This is a genomic window from Xylanibacter sp., from assembly GCF_057607445.1.
The window spans coordinates 1-19,556 of record NZ_DBLZAX010000010.1 but is presented as its reverse complement, the minus strand read 5'-3'; the positions used below and the strand labels follow the sequence as shown (position 1 = coordinate 19,556).

General features: G+C 44.8%; 15 protein-coding genes, 1 tRNA gene and 1 rRNA gene. 7 read left to right on the top strand and 10 right to left on the bottom strand.

Going from position 1 to position 19,556, the window contains the following annotated elements:
• Positions 1-166: 166 nt before the first annotated feature.
• Positions 167-2,743, bottom strand: a complete 2,577-nt coding sequence (locus ACZMIG_RS08915; protein WP_287603955.1) for a carboxypeptidase-like regulatory domain-containing protein — start codon at positions 2,741-2,743, stop codon at positions 167-169.
• Positions 2,737-3,612: a GLPGLI family protein gene (locus tag ACZMIG_RS08910; RefSeq protein WP_487889432.1), complete on the bottom strand. Its 876-nt coding sequence runs from the start codon at positions 3,610-3,612 to the stop codon at positions 2,737-2,739. The genes ACZMIG_RS08915 and ACZMIG_RS08910 overlap by 7 nt, the downstream gene beginning before the upstream one ends.
• A 1,276-nt stretch (positions 3,613-4,888) precedes the next feature.
• On the opposite strand from ACZMIG_RS08910, the gene ACZMIG_RS08905 reads away from it, so the two are divergent.
• Positions 4,889-4,961, top strand: a tRNA-Met gene (locus tag ACZMIG_RS08905).
• Positions 4,962-5,438: 477 nt separating this feature from the next.
• Here the strand turns inward: ACZMIG_RS08905 and ACZMIG_RS08900 are convergent.
• Genes ACZMIG_RS08900 through ACZMIG_RS08880 form a run of 5 tightly spaced genes read right to left on the bottom strand, consistent with a single transcriptional unit; the run spans position 5,439 to position 11,150 of the window.
• Positions 5,439-6,560 (bottom strand): porin, encoded by a 1,122-nt coding sequence (locus ACZMIG_RS08900; RefSeq protein WP_021854660.1) that lies wholly within the window; start codon positions 6,558-6,560, stop codon positions 5,439-5,441.
• Positions 6,557-7,750, bottom strand: coding sequence for an electron transfer flavoprotein subunit alpha (locus ACZMIG_RS08895; RefSeq protein WP_487889431.1), 1,194 nt, complete (start codon positions 7,748-7,750; stop codon positions 6,557-6,559). Before ACZMIG_RS08895 ends, ACZMIG_RS08900 begins: the two co-directional genes overlap by 4 nt.
• A 15-nt stretch (positions 7,751-7,765) precedes the next feature.
• Complete coding sequence (locus ACZMIG_RS08890; RefSeq protein ID WP_287604850.1) at positions 7,766-8,548, bottom strand: electron transfer flavoprotein subunit beta/FixA family protein; 783 nt, start codon at positions 8,546-8,548, stop codon at positions 7,766-7,768.
• A gap of 57 nt (positions 8,549-8,605) precedes the next feature.
• The gene (locus ACZMIG_RS08885; protein ID WP_021854657.1) at positions 8,606-9,826 is read right to left on the bottom strand and encodes an NAD(P)/FAD-dependent oxidoreductase; all 1,221 of its coding nucleotides are present in this window, start codon (positions 9,824-9,826) and stop codon (positions 8,606-8,608) included.
• A gap of 1 nt (position 9,827) precedes the next feature.
• Entirely contained in the window at positions 9,828-11,150 is a 1,323-nt protein-coding gene (locus tag ACZMIG_RS08880) for a DUF5690 family protein (RefSeq protein ID WP_125103871.1), read from the bottom strand.
• A 206-nt stretch (positions 11,151-11,356) separates the two neighbouring features.
• Between ACZMIG_RS08880 and ACZMIG_RS08875 the strand changes: the two genes are divergently transcribed.
• Positions 11,357-12,268, top strand: coding sequence for a hypothetical protein (locus ACZMIG_RS08875; protein WP_487889430.1), 912 nt, complete (start codon positions 11,357-11,359; stop codon positions 12,266-12,268).
• A gap of 112 nt (positions 12,269-12,380) precedes the next feature.
• Here the strand turns inward: ACZMIG_RS08875 and ACZMIG_RS08870 are convergent, their stop codons facing one another.
• The gene (locus ACZMIG_RS08870; protein WP_487889429.1) at positions 12,381-12,953 is read right to left on the bottom strand and encodes a 7-carboxy-7-deazaguanine synthase QueE; all 573 of its coding nucleotides are present in this window, start codon (positions 12,951-12,953) and stop codon (positions 12,381-12,383) included.
• 5 nt (positions 12,954-12,958) lie between these two features.
• A complete protein-coding gene (locus tag ACZMIG_RS08865) occupies positions 12,959-13,297 on the bottom strand; it encodes a 6-pyruvoyl trahydropterin synthase family protein (RefSeq protein WP_021854653.1) in 339 nt (112 codons plus the stop codon).
• Between the two features lie 1,201 nt (positions 13,298-14,498).
• Between ACZMIG_RS08865 and ACZMIG_RS08860 the strand changes: the two genes are divergently transcribed.
• The 5 genes from ACZMIG_RS08860 to ACZMIG_RS08840 all read left to right on the top strand — a co-directional run bounded on the left by ACZMIG_RS08860 (position 14,499) and on the right by ACZMIG_RS08840 (position 18,782).
• The gene (locus ACZMIG_RS08860; RefSeq protein WP_021854652.1) at positions 14,499-14,930 is read left to right on the top strand and encodes a transglycosylase SLT domain-containing protein; all 432 of its coding nucleotides are present in this window, start codon (positions 14,499-14,501) and stop codon (positions 14,928-14,930) included.
• A 222-nt stretch (positions 14,931-15,152) separates the two neighbouring features.
• Positions 15,153-15,716, top strand: coding sequence for a LemA family protein (locus tag ACZMIG_RS08855; RefSeq protein WP_021854651.1), 564 nt, complete (start codon positions 15,153-15,155; stop codon positions 15,714-15,716).
• Between the two features lie 18 nt (positions 15,717-15,734).
• Positions 15,735-16,748: a M48 family metallopeptidase gene (locus tag ACZMIG_RS08850; protein ID WP_053398260.1), complete on the top strand. Its 1,014-nt coding sequence runs from the start codon at positions 15,735-15,737 to the stop codon at positions 16,746-16,748.
• Positions 16,749-17,542: 794 nt separating this feature from the next.
• Positions 17,543-18,481 (top strand): transglutaminase-like domain-containing protein, encoded by a 939-nt coding sequence (locus ACZMIG_RS08845; protein WP_418874215.1) that lies wholly within the window; start codon positions 17,543-17,545, stop codon positions 18,479-18,481.
• Positions 18,482-18,548: 67 nt separating this feature from the next.
• Entirely contained in the window at positions 18,549-18,782 is a 234-nt protein-coding gene (locus ACZMIG_RS08840) for a hypothetical protein (RefSeq protein ID WP_418874216.1), read from the top strand.
• Positions 18,783-19,458: 676 nt separating this feature from the next.
• Here ACZMIG_RS08840 and rrf read toward each other — a convergent pair.
• Positions 19,459-19,556: ribosomal RNA gene (rrf, locus tag ACZMIG_RS08835) — 5S ribosomal RNA — on the bottom strand; the annotation flags it as partial.

The window sequence follows — 19,556 nt, the reverse complement described above, 5'->3', positions numbered from 1 at the left end:
TTTTGCACATACTGATTATCGTGTGCAAAATTATTATTTTTATTTGACTCCACAAACATTTTAACGCGTAAAAGATTAAAGAAACATTAAACTAAACTATAAATAAATGTACTTTTGATACTTGTCACCAAATCTATACATGAAAAACAATATATTTGCTTAACAGTCAGAATTTCAGCCGGACTGACACCATCATCTCACGCCCGCGCAGCGGTGTGCGGTAATATTGGTAATTGACTCCAGTGTAAAAAGCCTCCTCATATACACGCCGGTCAAGAAGGTTGACGGCAGAAACTGACAGACTTAGACTCTTTAGAACGTCATATATTACTCCGGCATTCCAAAAGCAGTTTGTAGAATAATGGCCATGCGACACTTCAAACGTGGTTTGCGAAAAATCTGAATACGCATGCACATTGCTTACTGGATAGACATCCATACGCACTGTATAGTATACATTTTTAAGCAAATCGCCGCTTTCCGAAAAACAGTCGTGCCGTTTCCAGCTGACATTGCCGGCACATGTCACACTTAGATTAATCCAGCTGAGCTTATCCCATCCCGTTGTAAGCGAGGCATTCATTGCGTTATAACGCAGATAGTCTTCTATTCCGTTTTGCGAGGCCAACGCCTTGTTGTATGAATAGCTGCACGAAGCATCTACCGATAGGCCGGCGCGCGTATATATCTTCTTGAGCGATGCCACCAGACTCCACGAAGAACGGCTGTTGTCATGCCATTCGGGAGTTGCGAAAGTGTAATCGCCGGCATAAAGATACTTCATGTAATAGTCGCGCCTGACATGCGTCCAGCCTGCATAGACATTACAAGAAAACATAGAAGAAGCGTCGAAATATGAAAGCCGCAGATTAGCCAGCGAAGTACGTTCAACAGAGATGCTGTCAGGATATTTTGTATATGTGCGGTAATTGTTTGCCACCACGCCATCTGTCAGCGGATTATCCGTGTCGGCAGCCTGATTGTAGGCCACGGCAACATCGGCTGTGAGCAAATTGCCAATCTTCAGGCTGGCATCAGCATGAGGCGAAAACATAAACCTGGCGGTGCGGCCGTCACGCCAGCTGTAACGGCATGATATGTACTCCACAGGAAGGGATATTTCAGCCGAGCCTCCGCTAAAATTTATCTCATACATAGGTTCTGCCGTATGAATCCAATATCCGCTTACACTGCTGTGTCCCGACTGAGTACCGGCAACATTGTTGTGCTTATGTTCCATAATATAGCCCAATGTCAGGCTGTTGCCGAACAAGTCGAATACAGTTGCAACACGGTTACGCATGAATGTACTCTTCAGCTTCAACATCCGGCTGTCTGAGCCGTCGCCGCCAAATACCACCGAAAGAGATTCCGCATTGTCATAAAGCCGGAATACCGATGACAGGCTGTAAAGGCGCGACGGAGTGTTCAGCTCTGCGGTGAGGATGTTCTGAAGGCCGCGCGGCTTTTGATATATAAATTCTTCCACCTTTCCGATGTTTGTCGTATTGTTGTTTGCCGCGTCACGCCATGTAATACTTCCGGTAAGACGGTCAGACAGATACACCTTTTTTGTGTTAAGTTCATAAGCAAGGCTCATTTTTGCCGTATTCCGGCTGTCGGTTATCCTGTTGTTCTCAAATATGCTCACAGTGTCGTCTGCCACGTAACGGCTAAACACACTGTCTTCACCAACCGTTGTGTCTGCATAATAAAGGGCATTGACACGCAACACCGACGACTTGGTGAACGCATGGAGAAAGTTGAGTCCGGCAAAAGAAGACTTGTTGTCGAGATAATAGCGCTGCGACATTGGCGGAACATGGTATGTCGGCGAATACAGAAAAGACTTTGGCTCAGGCTCGTATGTATAAGCGTCTTCAAGCGTGTTCATGTCAACGGCAAGCTGCCCAAGCCCGATACCGCAGTTGTTCATGGCTCCGTCGGCAAGCAGCTGGTTGTTTCCGGCTATACTTATGGCCGTGGCACGGTTGTCCCATAATGTGGGATCGAACCCTATCGAGCCCGACACCTCGCCGAAGGGCTTCACCCTGTAGTTTTTCTTCAGCTTAAGATTAAGCGTGGCTCTGTCGTTGTTCACCTTGCCCTGCCGGGCCTTTATGGGCTGGTTGTTCTCCATTACCTGCACCTGAGCCACAGCCTCAGCCGGCATGTTGCGCGTAGCCTGGTTGTATCGGTTGCCCATCAGGTCCAGTCCCTCTATGTTAAGTTTGTTTATAGCCTTGCCCTGATAGGTTATGCGTCCGCTCTCATCTACATCAATGCCGGGCATGCGTTTCAACACATCTTCTATATAGACGTCGCCTTTTTGGCGGAATGCGTCAACATTATACATCAGCGTATCCTTCTTGCGTGTTATCGCGTCGGCCGTAACGGTTACGTTGTTCAGTTGCAGGTCGCGGTCATACAGAGTGGCGTCATATCCGGAGCTGCCATTCTTCAGCCTTACTGTTTCAGACTTATACCCCACACGCGAGAACATTATGCTTGCGGCTCCTGCACAGCGTTTTATTCTGTATTCTCCGTTTTTATCGGTAAACGAATAAGCAAGAAGTGAGTCTCTTTTGTCAAGCAGCTTGCACGTTACATTAAGCAACGCCTTGCCTTCCGAGTTGCTCACACGCCCTTCGACATATACGTCACCGCCAGTCTGCGCAAAACCCGCAAGAGGGCATGCCGTCAACACAAAGGCCAACAATATTCTGACAAGACACATCACCATTCCTGTTCAATCATGTTGCTCGGACGTTTCTTCAACTTTTCATCAAACCGAGGACCTTTCTTTATAATCTTAACCCTACCTGACTCTATTGCCGCACGGAGCATGTTTTCAAGTTGATTTTTATATGCGGCAAGAGCGTGTTCTCTTGATGTCTTTATTATATCCTTGCGCTTATACAAATACATTTCACGTAGACTTTCAGCTTTCTCGATACCGACATTTTCAAAAATCCAGTTCCGCTTATCATCATATATTTTCATTATCAGCCCTGGAAGTCCATAGAAAATGTATGGTCCGTATGGGACAGGAAAGTTTTCATCATACCATGCGATATAATGTCTGCCGGCATAATTGCAGGTTGCCTTCTTACACGCCACTCCGTTTATCAGTGTGTCGCCGCTCTCGAGGATCCAGCGCAGATCAGGAGTAGGCATTGTGTATTCATACTTTAAAAGAAAATCTATCTGGACTGTTGTCTGCCTATTTTCCAGGTCCGTCATAGTAGCTGTATAAAATGCCGTTTTTGATATATAATTAGAATGTTCAACATTTAAGCTCTCATCACGAGCTTTTTTTTTATCTTCAGCACACATGTCATTGACAGAATCAGCCAATAATCTGTAATAATCACCAAATCTTACATACTTATCTGAAAAGAACAACACGGTAAGTCCTTTCGTGTAACTTGAAGTTCTTGTTGAATCTTTTAGATAGGCGAGCTTATAATATGCGCTAACCAATGCCGTATCATATATATCCTTTTTTATTTTTTTATACTTACCACCTATACCCAATAATAGTTCACCTTGAGAAAATACAGATGAACTCAAAACGAACAATATTAATATTGTTAAATATATTTTTTTCATAGAACAAAAAAAACGCCACTTAATCGGGAGGGCACCGAAAAAGTCCTTAAAAGCATTTTTGAGTTTCTGAGATTGCGATATTTGCAATCGTGTCGTATAAGGGGTACTAATAACGCAAGCAAAGAAATCGCAAAATGAGAACCTTTTCAGTGTCCTCTTAATCATTTAACATAACACCTACATGACAAATGAATGCTTGAATTTAAATATTGCCTTAATATTACATCTAAAAATAAATAATGCCGCATAAATTAAAAGCCAGTTAAAAAACCGCCATTTGGCCTTGATGTAAGATAAGCATGCTCACCAAATAAGCCACCACTACCAAGGATTGAAAAGTACAACTTCGCCGTCTCCTTATCTTCAAATTCAAACATCATAACATCTCCATCATCGCAATGCACGTAATACTTATACGCAAATGCAGTTTGAGGAATAAACGTACCTCCCACCACTAAAACAGCGGCAGCTAAAAGTCTGATTTTCTTTCCACTTAATTTTTCATAATAATTATCATTAAAAAGTTAGTCGTTCGAGTTTTGTGCAAAATTAAGAAAAAAAACAAAAAGACAAAAATTTCATGAATAAAAAATATTCTAACCGGCAATTTCTTTGCACAAAAGGAAAAAGAAGCAGGTATCGACCTGTAATTTATCAGTTTGCCACTTTGACTTAATATTCGGCATTTACATGTCAAATTGAATTTCGCCGACGCTCTGAAACTTGAATATTTGAAAATTAAAATCATTTGGACGAAAATATGGGCAAAATACGTGTGCAATTGCAACAGTCTGTCGTATAAGGCATTATGCCGCCTGACCAGATAATGTGCATCATTTTTTGTTCTAAAATGGCATAAAACGACATGATTTGCGCTCAAAAACAGCATTGTTTTGCATTGCCAAACGTGCCGTTTTTGAGTAAAAACCCATAGGTTTACCACTTAAAAACCTGCCACTTGGCTCTCTTTTGTAAATATGCTTTACCAAGCGACGGGATTAACGACAACATTTTTTCTATTTCACCATAAAATCCGTACATAAACAAAATGTCATAATGCTCGGCATTAAGGCAAAATGCTTACGCACGGCTAACCTCACAAATGCAGGCTAAAGCCATGTAAAGTATGGGGCCGGACAACAAAAACAGCCGTTTTTATAGCCATTTTTTAATTTTCCATTAAAATTTTTCCCTAAAATTTTGCAGATTCAAAAAAAAGCAGTACCTTTGCAAACGCAAATCAGAAATGAGGCGCAAGCGAATTAAAAATTAACATCGCGGAGTGGAGCAGTTGGTAGCTCGCCAGGCTCATAACCTGGAGGTCGCATGTTCGAGTCCTGCCTCCGCAACTACAACGGATAATATACTTAACAAAGTATTTATCCGTTTTTTGTTTTTCTAAACTTTCCTATGCCCTGTTTCAGGGCGTGCACCACAATATTTGTCGCTATATCCGCGTCTGTCAGACTGTTCGGAAAAAGACTTTTTGCCGGAAAATCCATAGAAGACCGGTACATTATCGGGACAGTTCGCTGAGACATACTGACAGCCATGCGTCATTACGAATGGCCTTCAGCATACCGCATCCGGCTTTATTATACAAGCAGACTGATGCATTCTTTCGCCATTCTGCTTTCCATTGCCGGCCTGTCATTTGCCTTATTTCGACATTTCCGCTATATATACGGAAGGCAGGCGACGGCAAGCTCTATATAAAAACGGATGTTATGCCAAATGACAATGACGATTGAAGACAAATAAAAATCTATGCTTCCCGACAGGAAAGCATAGAGACTGAAACATTTTTCGGCTAAAGAAAGGGGTCGTCAGAATACGTATTGTATTCGTATCTGACCCAGCAGCAGGTCTTTCTGATAAAACTCGTTGCAGTTGTCGCCCACAAAGACATAGCTGCAGTTGGCCTTCACGGCCAGATACTTGTTAAGATAGAAGTTGGCCCCTACAGACAGGTCGGTCTCCTTGCCTCCAGATATGCCGGCCTTCGGGTCGTTCATGTCAGTGTAGTTCAACCTCGCAGTAAGCTCAATAGCCTTTTCTGTCTTAGGGCGTCCCGGTATGCTGTACACCGGATCATACTCAAATCCGCGCCCCTTTATAAGATATCCGGCCTGAATATATCCGCCGTGAGGCATATAGGCTTCGCCCTGAGTACGGTTATAGCGGTCGACAAAATATTCGCTCTGAATCATAAACTTGGGCGACATGTATAAAGCTTCGAGCAGCCCCTTCACCTCCGTGCCAAGATGGTCTACCTTTGCGTTTAGCAGAGCATTGGGAAGCATCGACGTCACGCCTGCACTGCTAACTTCAGTTTCAGGGTCCCCCTCGGTGTTTACCGGCCGTGTGCGGAACGAGAAGGCGCCTCCTGCATGTATGAGATAGTCGCCCTTCTGCCTGCGCCACACGGCACGGCTGGTTGACACGAAGGCGTTTACCTGGCTGCTGCCAATCTTGTTGATGTCGTTGTGCGTATAAACGCCCGTAGCCAGATAGAGCGACGGCAGATAATAGTGTATCGTTGCGCCGAGCTTACGGCTGTTGGTGAACGCCAGAACCGAAGTTGCCGACTGGTTGAAGCGCATGTCTACGGTGCTTATGAGCATATCCATCGAGAAAGGTTCATAGGCGTTGCCCACAGCCACCACGCAGTTTTTCATGTGATAGTTGAACAGCAGGTCTTTTATCGCCACCTTTCCGCCGCCGAAACCGATGTCGGCCTTCAGCTCGAATTGACCATAGTTTGCCTTAAAGCCTACGCGAAAATCTTCAAGACGGTAATAGCCCTGCACGTCTTCCTTGCCATAATCGGTAACCGTGGCATCCAACAATGCACGCGAACGGAACTTTATCTTGAGCGAATCGCCGGCAAGTGCCACACTGAAGGATGCCGCCAGCATGACGATACATGCTAATATCTTCTTGCTCATGCCTTTACAGATGTTATGTCGACAAGCCTTGCCAGCGCTTCCTCGGCAGAGATGTTCCATCCGTAATCGGCCACGCTGAATATCGGAGCCTGCCTGTCGGTGTTTATCGCCATTATCTTTTTAGCCCCGACAATACCTGCCGTATGCTGTATCTGTCCGCTGATTCCTATTGCCACATAAAGGTCGGGGGCAACAGTATGACCGGTCTGCCCTACCTGAACCGATGCATCCACAAGCCCCATCTCAACGGCAGCCCTCGATCCGGCAACAGACGCACCTATGCTCTTTGCCCATGCGCTGATTTCGTCGGCACATTTACGCGTCTTCACTCCGCGCCCTATCGCCACGATAATCTTGCTGTTGCTCAGCGACGAATGCTTCACTTCGCTGCTCAATGTCTCAATAAGCCTTACGCGCGCATCGTTCATGCTCTCGTCGCAGTCGTATCTCACGACGCGGCCTCTGCGGCTGTCGTCTTTCACGGCCGGACGCATGATGCCGGGACGCACCGAAGCCATCTGCGGGCGATGCGCAGGATTTATTATCGTTGCCATAAGGTTGCCGCCGAAAGCAGGACGTATCTGTCGCAGCAATTTGGTCTCTTTGTCAATCTCAAGTTCAGTGCAGTCGGCAGTAAGTCCTGTGTGAAGCACCGAGGCAAGGCGTGCCGAAAGGCCGCGTCCGAGCAGGGTTGCCCCCATAAGGAGTATAGCCGGGCGATTCTGCCGTATCAGGCGTTCAAAGACTTTGGTGTAGTTTTCGTCGATAAAGTCGGCCATCAACGGCGAGTCAACCACATGCACACAGTCGGCGCCATACGCAATAAGGTCGTCTGCCAGCCCGCTCACGCCGTCGCCTATGAGCACTGCCTCAACCGGCTGCGCCAAGTTTTCAGACAGCTCTACAGCCTTGCCCAGCAGCTCAATGCTCACGGGCGCCAGCTGTCCGTTTTCAACTTCAGCCCACACCCATATACCTTTACTGTTGTCGGCAGCGCTGTCTTTAGGCTGCTCCTTGTTTATCTTTAATGCCCCGGCGGCACATGCCTGTACACAACTTCCGCACAGACGGCAGCTGTCTTCGTTTATCTCGGGAAAATCACTCATGGTTATAGCCCCGAAAGCACAGTTATCAGAACAGATGCCACAACCTATGCAAAGATCTTTATCTAAATTTAATGCGAAACTCATAATTCTTATTATCTGTTATTTTGTTTGACAAAGCACATTATTCTCTATAATGTCCATCACGGCATGTCCGTCCTCAATCCATTCTACCACCTTGTCGTGCTGAGGAACCTCTGTTGCCACTACCTGTGTTGGCGACGCACACAGTCCGATCTCGTCAGAAGAAAGACCCAGGTCGTGCTCGTTCCATCTTGTAATGGGCTGCTGGCGTGCCTTCTGCCATGCACGAAGCGTTACGTTCTCAAGTTCGCAGTTTTCACGGCTCACCATGATGGCGCACGGCATCTTCACCTCAAGATGCTGAAGCTTGCAGCCGGCGTTTCTTGTAACACTTACCGAAGTGTCAGATATGGCCGTTATGGCTGTCAGCTGTGTTATCTGCGGAATGTCAAGCTGGCCAGCCACTTCAGGTCCAACCTGTGCTGTGTCGCCGTCTACAGCCATCTTGCCGAAGAACAGCAGGTCGTAGTCGCCAATCTTACGTGCGGCAGCTGCGAGCGACTTGCTCGTGCACAACGTGTCGCTTCCGGCAAAAGCACGCGACGAAAGCAGCACAGCCTTGTCGGCTCCGTATTGCAGTGCCTCGCGCAACACCTCTACAGCCATCTCCGGTCCCATGCTTACAGCCACAATCTCTGCCCCGGTCTTTTTCTTAAGGTTAACGGCAGTCTGCAACGCATGCAGGTCGTCAGGGTTGGTGCGCGTAAGAGCCGACGAGCGCTTCAGGGTCTTTGTCACCGGATCTATTTCAACCTTTGTGGATAAGGGTACTTGTTTCAGAAAAACTATATATCGTTTCATTTTCTACATTTTTATATTTATGTTCGTGTTTTCTATATCTTCATTTGCAGCACAGGCCTATCCGCCCTTTTTGTTTGAACGGGCATCGGCACATCTCTTCTGAAATTCGGCTGAGAACGGATCAACTTCACCAAAACGCTCCGGTGCGAAAAGACCGGGTGAGACAAATGGTTTCTCGCCTGTAATAAGTTCGGCAGCCAACCGTCCCATACCTCCACCGGCAGCCACGCCACCGCCACAGCAGCCCGTAACGGTAAACAGACCTTCGTATTTGCTCACCGGACCGATGATAAACATTGCGTCGGGCACATAGCAAGACGGACCGGCCATGTAGTGGGCTATGCCGAGGTCTTCTATATCCGGCAAGAAACGCTTCAGGAGCGGTGCACATTCGTCAAGCACCTCCCACTTGGCAGCCTTGTTGAAGTCGAAGTCCTGAAGCTGGTCTGTCATCGTAGAAGGGTCGAACGACTGGCACTGGCTTTCGCGCAGACCTATTATCAAGGCTCCTACATCCGATCGCGTGAAGGCTCTTGCGTCAGGAATGACAGAGAACGGATGGTTTACCGGGAAGCGCTGCTTGTCGATGCCGGTAATCCAGAAGTGGCTCCTTACGGGCGTAAACGGCAGTCCTACACCGAGCGGACGCATAAGCAGATTGGCCCATGAGCCGGCAGCATTGACAACAACGGGAGCACTTATCATCTCACCGTCAGGCAGTTCAACGCCGCTTATCCTTCCGCCTTCGGTCTGTATCGACCTCACCTTGCAGTTAGTTCTCAGTTCCACACCCAGCGCCTTTGCAGCCCTGGCATATCCAGAGCACAGCAGTGCAGAGTCGATAAAGGCGTCTGTGGGCATATATACGGCTACGTCAGCGGCTGCTTCGTTGATCCATGGCAACAGTTCTTTCACACGTTTCTGTGATATCCGTTCATTCGGAATGCCAAAGTCGTTGGCTGCACTCTCCAAGGCTTCCACACCCTTCAGCGAGGCTTCTGACGAAGCAATCGTAACGCTTCCGCACTGCTGCAGCTCGAGCGACTCTCCAAGAAGCTGTTCTATCTCGTCTATGCAGTCGTAGGTTTCCTGCACCAGTTCCATCAGCGCCGGTTTTGTCCGCGCACGTGTCAGCAGGCAGGCCGCGCGCGAAGAGGCCTGAGATGCAATCTCGTTACCGTCTAAAAGCAATATCTTACCGGCTTTGCGTTTTGCCAACTGATAGGCAGTGGCTGTTCCGAGCAGACCGCCTCCTATGATTATGATGTCGTAGTTCATTTTAAATTGTATTATATTGAGGGTTTATAAACAAATCCATCTTAGAGTTTTTTGTCTTGTTTCTGTTGTTAAGCGAATAGCGCTTGTAGATAAGCGTGGCTACTATTGTGAACAAGACTGTGCATACTGCACCGACGAAGAATGCCATGTGGTTGAACATGTCGAACCATTCCATGTCGAAATTGAGGAACTCCTTGGTTGAAAGCAGTGTTACCGTTCCCATGTATCCGATAAAGTCGATTATCGCGATGAAGAATCCAACGTTGCCTTTTATCCTGAAACAGGCTATGAAACGGTCGAAGAATATTGTCTGGAACGTAAGATAGGCTATATAAAGGCACAGGCTCTCTATGAACAGCCACACAACAGGCTGCAGGTCGAGGGCTTTGTAGTTGAACGACACGTATGCCATGGTGATACAGCTCAGTATGACAATGCCCATGAGGCACATAAGCGTCTTGATGTTGCTGCGGAAGAACACAAAGGCCGAGAACAGGGCAAGTATGGCCAATGTAACTATAGTGTCGACCTGTGCGAACAGCCATGACGACTGATTGCTCATGTCGAGAATAAGCACAAGGAAATCTTCCTTAATGTCGCGCAGGACAAGGAGCATGAAGTTGCCGATAAACAGCAGCGTGAGTATTGGCGCGAAACTCAGGAACAGACGCTTGCGGCCTTCAGAGTCTAAGACAACGCGCTCATTGCGCAACTCGATATCTTCCTGTGTAGGGCTGGGCAGACGCTTAAGCAGATAGCCCATAAGCACAAGCAGGGGCAGGGCCACGCCGCCAATGACTGCCGGCATCCAGAACTGGTCTATATTAAGTTCGTTCATGGCAAAGAGTCCGAAGCTCTTGGCTATTCCGGAACTGAACACCATGCTTACGCCCAAAAGGCTCGCCAGCATATCCGTAACCTTTCGGCCCTCAATGAAACTAAAGATAACGCCCCACATGCATCCGAGCGAAAGGCCGTTGAAAAACATTGCTGCGGCATTGTAAGGAGCGCTGAGCACGCCGAAGCCTATCAAAGCCACCTCGGCCATTATTGCCGATGTTACAAAAAAGCGGAAGCGGTTTTCGCGTTTCAGCTCAGAGATAAGTTTTATACCGAAGAATTTTGCTATTACATACCCAAGTATCTGAATGGTTGTAACAGCTACCTTATAATCTGTTCCAAACAGGGTCAATCCCTCGAAAGAGGCTGCCGTATACGGCTTGCGCAAGGCATATACAAGCGAGTAAGACAGCAAGGCTGCACCTCCGGCCCAAAGTATAAGCAGGAGTTCCGACATTCTTTTGTTCTTTGTTGCTTTTTCCATAATTATATTGATGATTTTGTTTGTTCATTTTTTTAATTACGGCAGCAAAAGTATATCGGTCTGCAATATGAAAAAATCAATTAATCATATATTATAACGCCAAAAAAACGTGTATTCATTATGTAATTTTCATATCATGATAATGAATCAGAATGGTAATGTTTTTGTAATATCGTTTTGGTACATTCGCGCCAAAAATAAAGGATATGGATAAACTGGTATCACTGTATGAGCAACTGAAGAAACTGCGTGACGCAGGAGTGAAGATGAAGGACATTTCGGAGGAGACGAACATAACCTCGAGCGTTCTGTCTTCTTTATATTCGTCTGTACTGCCCGCCTACATCAACAGCATATCCGGCGGCAACGAAAGCGACTACGCGCTTAACAACGCCTTGCAGCAGGTGAACAATGTGTCTAAGAGAAAGCTGCTGGGATGCCTTGACGAACTGTACGACAAGGTGTGCCATATAGAGCCACGGCTGATAAGCGGAAAGAGCAACAGCCGTCCGTTTCTTGACGATATTGAAAAAGAATCAATAAAGTATCTTCCCAACGCAGGCATATACACAGGCCTGTACCAGTCGTACAGCGCTTCGTCGTATGCCGACGGACTGAAGGTTGAGCCCTACATGATATCATCCATTGCCGACGGCGACACCCTGCCGAAGGTTTACTGCCAGAATATGGCCGGCGACTATTATGTAGGAGTAGGCCTGTTCTCGCCGTTCCAGATTGGCTATCTGATGTTCAACGAGCAAAAGAGGCTGCAGCTCGCACTGAAGGTTATTTATCTGCAACTGCCTATCATTGAATATCCAGAAGTGATTAAGGGCATTTATCTCACGCACGACTACAACCGCAATCCTATCGCAAGGCGTATTATCTTTGTACGCCAGGGAGACGAAATACCACTGGAGGAGTTTGAAAAACTAAGAACAGAAGTTATCCTGAAAGAAAAGCTCACCGGAGAACTTATTGACTATTATAACTACACGTGCGGACAAAACGACGTGATAAGGAGTATGATGCTCATATCGCCCGACAAGGGCTTGAAGGAACTGCAGCACGAAAAGCAGCTGCTGAAAATACTTCACTTCAACGGTGGTGATCAATGAGGCTATGCCTAATTGCCTCATTGATTTCTTATGAATTGCCACAGACGGCATAACTGTCGTGCCACGTTATTCAGACACAGGCGAGCCATGTCGCCGTAAAGGCTGAAGGCCGTTATCTCACATTAATTATTTTATGGGTCTGAAGCGAAAGACGCCACTTGGGATGCGAAAGACAATATTCCACGGCATCTTTTAATATCACGGCATTCCGTCTGTCGTCATTCACGTCGCATGGCTGCAGGCTATACACCTGAGCCTCCATGCCGTCATATTGCGACATATCCTGCTCCGGCGTCTGAAACACCACTTTCAGTTCGTCAATATGCGTCAGGACGACAGGACGATATTTAGGCGAACACGTAATCCAGTCGACACGGCAGCCTTCGGGGAGACGATAAGTGCCGTTTGTCTCTATCTGCACATACTTTCCGACAGCGTGCAGCCTGTCAACAAGCGAAGCTGTAAGCTGCATTGTCGGCTCGCCGCCGGTGATAACCACATGCGCAGCCGGATAGGCACACACCTCATGGACGATGTCTTCCTCAGACATTTCCGTAAACGACGTATGCTCCGTGTCACAAAAGCTGCAACTGAGATTGCAGCCTGAAAAACGTACGAAGACGGCTGGTGTTCCGGTAAAGTAGCCTTCGCCCTGAAGCGAATAAAAAATTTCGTTTACCCTCATAAACGTCAGTCTTCGTCTTTAACGTATGACACCTTGTTGTTCTCGCTTTCTTCTATATCCACCCGATAGCAGTGCTCAACCTGACTGCATATCCAGGCTGCAATGTTTTCGGCCGTAGGATTGAACGGCAGCAGTTCGTTGAAGTTGCCATGATCTAGATATCCGTGAATTTTATCCTTTATATGCTTAAAGTCAACAACCATACCCTCAGCGTTAAGCTCACGCGACTTGCAATAAACCGTAACAATCCAATTGTGTCCGTGCAGATTACAGCATTTGCTGTCATAAGAAAGAGTAAGGCGATGACAGCCAGCAATCTCCATTCGCTTAGAAACGTAATACATAATTTTATAAAGAAATTATCCGTTAATCATTCAAAAAAACAACATGCACGAAACAGGCCGTGCCTCTCACACATGCCCGGCATGACGCATGCCGACATACAATTAAGCCTGCCAATATGGCATGTTTCAACAATCGTCAATGCAAAGGTAGTCAAAAATAGTGAAAGGAGAATGAAAAGACAAACGAAAAACGTAGTTTTTTAACCCCGGCAGGTCATTGGCAGCCGAATAATGAGCGGTTTGTATTATTTTAATATTCTGAAAGCCAAACGCTTGCAGACAAGAAATTTCATTGTCGGCCTTCAGAAAACACTGCTCAAGATACACTACGTCATCAGCCAACAGGAAGAATCACACAGCAAACTTATTAATACCGGCAGATTGGGATAAACAATGTTTTTCTAACAATGCCTGCGCTGAAATGCACGGAACATCGGACTGGGCATAAAAAACCATTTGTTTGCGACAAAAAACTCGGCCACTTTTGCATTAAAAGTGGGCCACTTACGGACCGTAAACAATAGGTTAATGATTTGAAACCAACAAGCGCAACTTTGCTTACAGTCCGCATATTTCAAGCTATTGTTCCGGCTTTCCTATAAGGATAATAGTATATTTTCCTTTCAGTTTTTTGAGGTTTAATTCTGATGCCTGCAATCCTTACCTTATATCATGAAAAAATAGCGGAAACTGGCACAAGGCAAAACTATGACAATAATTTACCTGCATGGCAAAGCGACATTGCCCCTTATTCACTCCTGCAACAATCTTAGCATAGTTATAGTCTATAACACTTTAGCACGCAACATGATTTAAGATATAAAAATGGGCCGTCTTTCTAACAACAAATGCCGTGAAACGTGCATTAACATTATGTTTCGCCTAAATTCGGGCGCAAGACGGCAGCCGAAAATATTTTACATATTTTTAAAGCAATTAGTTGATTTTCAACATGATATAAAATGCTTATTTCAATGCAAAATGTTTAAAAAACGGAACAAAGTTTGGATAATCGCATTTTTTTTCATACCTTTGCAGCGGTAAAAAGATTGAATGGCGTATCTTCTTTTGTTTTGAAAGCCGCCATTCGCGTTAGTATATAACTGGCATCCAGACTCGGTTCAATAATTTTTCTCATACGAACCGCTTGCCGCGGACATCCCTGTTTTTTTATATGTCCAGATGCCATAAACCGTAAAATATGGAGAGAATATTAAGAAAAGTATTAGTATTATTATTTGTATTTACAGCAAATTTATATGCTTTTGCAGAAAACAACGAAACTCAAAGCCCTCAATTCGACTGGAATCCGGTGATGGACGCCATTATTCAAGTCGAAAGCGAAGGAAACCCCAAAGCCGTAAGCGGCAACTCATGCGGAGCAATGCAGATAACTCCGATTCTGGTAAGAGAGTGCAACAACATCCTGAAAAGAAGAAAAAGCAAGAAAAGATTTAAGCTGTCTGACCGCTTTAACGTGGCAAAATCGAAAGAGATGTTCATTTTGTTTCAGTCGGTCCACAATCCGCAAAACAGCATAGAGCAGGCCATAAGGTCGTGGAACGGCGGACTCAGATACAGCATAAAAGGCACTCAGCGATACTTCAACAAAGTAATGAATCTGCTGAAATAAACATTAAAACTTAACATAACGCTCTGCATGTCATAGGATAGATCCTGTCATGCAGAGTTTTTTTATTTCATGACGAAACTAAACCGGCACGTGTCCTTATTGGCTACAACCTTCATATTAAATAAGAATAATAAACAAAAAGACTTAAAGAAACCTCAGATATTCATAAAATGGTATTATATTTGTAAACAAACTTATGAAACCATTTATCATTAAAAAATTATGACAACAGGAATTATTATTTTAGTTATCGTCGTACTGCTTGCAATTTGGTGTGTAAGCCTGTACAACAATCTTGTAAAACTTAGAAACAACCGCGAAAATGCCTTCGCAAATATCGACGTACAGCTTAAACAGCGCCACGACCTCGTGCCGCAGCTTGTAGCCACGGTGAAAGGATATGCCACACACGAGCGCGAAGTGCTGCAGAGAGTTACAGAAGCACGCACGGCAGCAATGGGCGCCACAACAATAAACGACAAGATCAATGCTGAAAATGCCCTGACAAGTGCGCTTGCCGGCTTGAAGGTGTCACTCGAAGCTTATCCTGACCTGAAGGCTAACCAGAACTTCATGCAGCTGCAGAACGAAATTGCTGACCTTGAGAACAAACTTGCCGCAGTACGCAGATTCTTCAATTCGGCAACAAGAGAGCTCAACAACGCCGTTGAGACATTCCCGTCAAACATCTTTGCCAAAATGTTCGGATTTAAAAAAGAACCTATGTTCGAGGTTCCACAGGAAGAGCGCGCAACATACGACAAGGCACCTGAAATTAAATTCTAACATAAATCGCAAGCATATATGAGATATGTCGGAATGCACACCCAGATTATGCGCAACAACAGATTGACAATAATGTTGCTGATCTTGTTTCCCGTAATAATCCTGGGCATGGTATGGGTATTCCTCGCACTGGTAAACTATTTCGGAAACGGATACTACGACCAATACGGCAACATTGTACACCAGCTTGACGCCGCAACAGTAAACTATTACTTCATGAACACCATACCATGGGTCATCGTGGGCGTAGGAATATGGTTTACAATAGCGTATTTTGCAAATACGGCAATGGTACGTGCCGCTACAGGAGCAAGACCGCTTACACGTAAGGAAAATCCCAAAATCTACAATATCGTTGAAAATCTTTGCATGACATGCAACATGGATATGCCAAAGATTAACATCGTAGACGACCCGCAGCTGAACGCTTTTGCAAGCGGTATAGATAAAAAGAGCTACACGGTTACGCTGACAACAGGAATAATCGACAGGCTCAACGATGACGAACTTGCAGGTGTGATAGCTCATGAGCTGACGCACATCCGTAATCACGACACAAGACTGCTGATAACAAGCATCATCTTTGTCGGCATCGTATCAACCATAATGAGCCTCGTCATCCAGATGATGTATAACGCATTCTGGTTTGGCGGACTAAGCAGCCGCAGCAGTGATGACGAGGACAACCGCGGCAACGGACTGTCTATGATTGCGGTATTCATAATCGGAGCTTTATGCTGTGCAGTTGCTTACTTCTTCACATTGCTTACGCGTTTTGCAATATCGCGTAAACGTGAATATATGGCCGACGCCGGAGGTGCTGAGCTTTGTGGCAATCCTTTGGCGCTTGCTTCTGCTCTGAGAAAGATATCTGGCGATCCTGGATTGAATAACGTCAAGCGTGACGATATCGCGCAGCTGTTCATTATTCATCCGCAACACTTCGCACCGGGCATGATGAATTTCTTTAATTCATTATTCAGCACACACCCGGATACAAAGAAAAGAATAGAGATCTTGGAGCAATTCTAAGAAACATAATTAAAAGACAAAAGTGGGGTTAGTCATACTGCCAGACAATTTATGGCAGTATGACTAACCCCACTTTTGTCTTTATTATATCTTTGCCACCAACAAATAATTAAATTTGCGCTTTGCGGTTGGTTTAAGCGTATATTTTGCCATCATAGCATCAAAAATTTGCAGAATTGAAAATCAGCGAAGCTAAATCGTCTGCCATACAAAATAAATCTATAACTTTGCTCCCGGTGATCATGGCGATTATTGTTTGTAATACTTTGTTGTTCAGCACCATAAAGTTACAACGATTTTCGCTTATCACCAAACTTACACGCATTTACAATTCGTCGAACTCACATTATATTATTGAAAGAGATTACATGAAACAGAATCGTCTTGTATTGAAGGTTCTTGCGGCGAGAGTCTTGCTAGGAGAATGTTTTTGTTTAGCGTCCGTACACTTTCCAATTTATTTGGTAATGTGACCGCTGTGTTGGAATTTTTATTAATTTTATCATTCAGAATATATATTTATTATGCATAGATTTTTTATTTGATTAATTGCTGCAATTACAATAGTAATTCCGTCTTTTTCCCAGAATATCGTTCTTCATGCTCCTGACCATTTCGACGGCCCTGTGAGAGATGGAATACGAATGTTTCTGGATAGCCTAGTTTACGACTCTCATGTCGAAGAAATTCATATTCCCGACATAATGACAATCGGAAGATTAGGAAATATTGGATTTACCAATCTGAAAAAAGTAACATTCGGCAATATAGATTATATCCCGTGAGGTCTATTTATGGATAATAACACTATTGAGGAGATAGTGTTTGAGGGAGCTATCGGTCATTTCGACTGCGCATTAGTTACAAATTGCCCAAACTTGAGGAAAATCATATTCCGAGGTCCTGTGTCGAGTACAGGAGGCCAGGGATTTGCTCATAACTGTCCGAAATTGGACAGTGTGATATTTGAAAGCACTGTGGTCTATTTCGATTTGGATTTATTGAAAGACTCCAAATGTCCGAATTTAACGAAATACATCTGTCATGGGGATTTTCTGAAAGTATATAACGACAAGATAGCATCAACAGCAGATATCGATTATCTGAAATCAAATCCTCGCCTGATAAAAGATTTGGAAAAGACTGCGCAGTGGCAGGCACAGATTCTGACAGCAAAGAACTCTGACTGGATGAGAAGCAATGAATATCAGTCAGCCAGAATACTCTATCCCGTACTAAAAGCTTTGAATAGCAAGGAAGCAGACACATTGAAAGCAGCTATGAATTACGCATGGAGTCTGGGGGATGAGGTCAAGACTAAACTTGATATTTTGAAAGAATCCCCAAAATACAACTCAGAACCATCCTTTGATATGGCTTTCAGATACGCAGAGCCTTCAGACAGAATGTTGAAAATGACACGCAAGAAGTTCAATCTTGACAAAATAGCCGGTAATGGGGATGACATCAGCAGAATGAAGAATCTCCTTTATTGGGTTCATGACAACATCGAACATGACGGAAGCAACGGTTTGGCTCCCGGAGCAAGAAATTTGGAAAATACATACGAATCTGCTCGTAGAAACAGTTGTGGTTACAACTGCAGGGCTCTTGCTATATGCTTGACAGAGGCATTGCTTGCTGTGGGGATTCCTGCAAAATATATAACATGTATCCAGAAAAGGATGGGAGACGGACAGCGATTGCCATGTCATCTGCATTGCCTGGAGTAAATCGCTGAATAAATGGGTTTGGGTTGACCCTACATTTGCAGCATATGTCACAGATGAAAACGGAATCATGCTTCACTCAGTAGAAGTACGTTATAGATTGCAGCATGATTTGCCATTGATACTTAATGAAGAAGCGAACTGGAACAACAGAGTAAAACAAACAGGCGACTATTATCTTAAGGAGTACATGGCAAAGAATCTCTACTTTCTTGAAACAAATATATGGAATCAAGCTGAACCAGAAGGAGAAAGCAATCATCCTCAAGGTAAGACTGTAACATTAGTTCCGGTAGAGGTTTGACATATCCTCATGCTAATTACAACACATCGGATGAAAAGTGATTTTGGCAAGCACCCTTATAAAATAATTCCGATATTTAAGAGCCTGTTTAAAATTCTTCTTTGAAGGTTCTGGACAGACAGAGAGAGCGAAACCATTGGAGGAAAATGAACATTCGCCTGGTTCCCTTCTACTTGAGGGTTGTCAAGCAGTAGTGTTTCATCAACTGCGTTTAACCCCAATCTGTCATTAAATCGCACATAGTTTTATCTATTTTGTGCTTTCATGCTTTCAGCCGCCTTTTTGTTTTCTATTGGTACCTTCTTACCAGCTTTTTCTTGACATAGCCTGCTATGCCTGCGAAAAATCAAACAAAAATCCGCTCAATATAAAGCAAGAATCCGACTGAATTCTAATACCCGATTCGGGGTTAAGTCAACTTGATTCAGACATAGTCGGTGAAACACTACCCGAAAACGCTTAATGTTTCTTTGTTCAGCTTTTCAAACGTATGTGCATTTATGTGGTAGAATGTCTAAAGTGTACGGCAAGTCATTGGGGATGTCACCATATGTCTCTTTAAAATAAGTCACATTAGTCTTATTAGTCCCATAAGTCTCATTAATCTCATCCTCAGTGGGAATCAAAAAAAAAGAGTCCCTGACATCATCATGACGTCAGGGACTCAACTCTGAAAAAAAGGCGGCCTCCTACTCTCCCGCATTGCATTGCAGTACCATCGGCGCAGGCGGGCTTAACTTCTCTGTTCGGAATGGGAAGAGGTGGAACCCCGCC

What these genes read in the sequence shown, in the direction of transcription:
- ACZMIG_RS08915 (WP_287603955.1), bottom strand. Translation starts at nt 2,743, where the DNA reads ATGGTGATGTGTCTTGTCAGAATATTGTTGGCCTTTGTGTTGACGGCA.
- ACZMIG_RS08910 (WP_487889432.1), bottom strand. Translation starts at nt 3,612, where the DNA reads ATGAAAAAAATATATTTAACAATATTAATATTGTTCGTTTTGAGTTCA.
- ACZMIG_RS08900 (WP_021854660.1), bottom strand. Translation starts at nt 6,560, where the DNA reads ATGAGCAAGAAGATATTAGCATGTATCGTCATGCTGGCGGCATCCTTC.
- ACZMIG_RS08895 (WP_487889431.1), bottom strand. Translation starts at nt 7,750, where the DNA reads ATGAGTTTCGCATTAAATTTAGATAAAGATCTTTGCATAGGTTGTGGC.
- ACZMIG_RS08890 (WP_287604850.1), bottom strand. Translation starts at nt 8,548, where the DNA reads ATGAAACGATATATAGTTTTTCTGAAACAAGTACCCTTATCCACAAAG.
- ACZMIG_RS08885 (WP_021854657.1), bottom strand. Translation starts at nt 9,826, where the DNA reads ATGAACTACGACATCATAATCATAGGAGGCGGTCTGCTCGGAACAGCC.
- ACZMIG_RS08880 (WP_125103871.1), bottom strand. Translation starts at nt 11,150, where the DNA reads ATGGAAAAAGCAACAAAGAACAAAAGAATGTCGGAACTCCTGCTTATA.
- ACZMIG_RS08875 (WP_487889430.1), top strand. Translation starts at nt 11,357, where the DNA reads ATGGATAAACTGGTATCACTGTATGAGCAACTGAAGAAACTGCGTGAC.
- ACZMIG_RS08870 (WP_487889429.1), bottom strand. Translation starts at nt 12,953, where the DNA reads ATGAGGGTAAACGAAATTTTTTATTCGCTTCAGGGCGAAGGCTACTTT.
- ACZMIG_RS08865 (WP_021854653.1), bottom strand. Translation starts at nt 13,297, where the DNA reads ATGTATTACGTTTCTAAGCGAATGGAGATTGCTGGCTGTCATCGCCTT.
- ACZMIG_RS08860 (WP_021854652.1), top strand. Translation starts at nt 14,499, where the DNA reads ATGGAGAGAATATTAAGAAAAGTATTAGTATTATTATTTGTATTTACA.
- ACZMIG_RS08855 (WP_021854651.1), top strand. Translation starts at nt 15,153, where the DNA reads ATGACAACAGGAATTATTATTTTAGTTATCGTCGTACTGCTTGCAATT.
- ACZMIG_RS08850 (WP_053398260.1), top strand. Translation starts at nt 15,735, where the DNA reads ATGAGATATGTCGGAATGCACACCCAGATTATGCGCAACAACAGATTG.
- ACZMIG_RS08845 (WP_418874215.1), top strand. Translation starts at nt 17,543, where the DNA reads ATGGATAATAACACTATTGAGGAGATAGTGTTTGAGGGAGCTATCGGT.
- ACZMIG_RS08840 (WP_418874216.1), top strand. Translation starts at nt 18,549, where the DNA reads ATGCTTCACTCAGTAGAAGTACGTTATAGATTGCAGCATGATTTGCCA.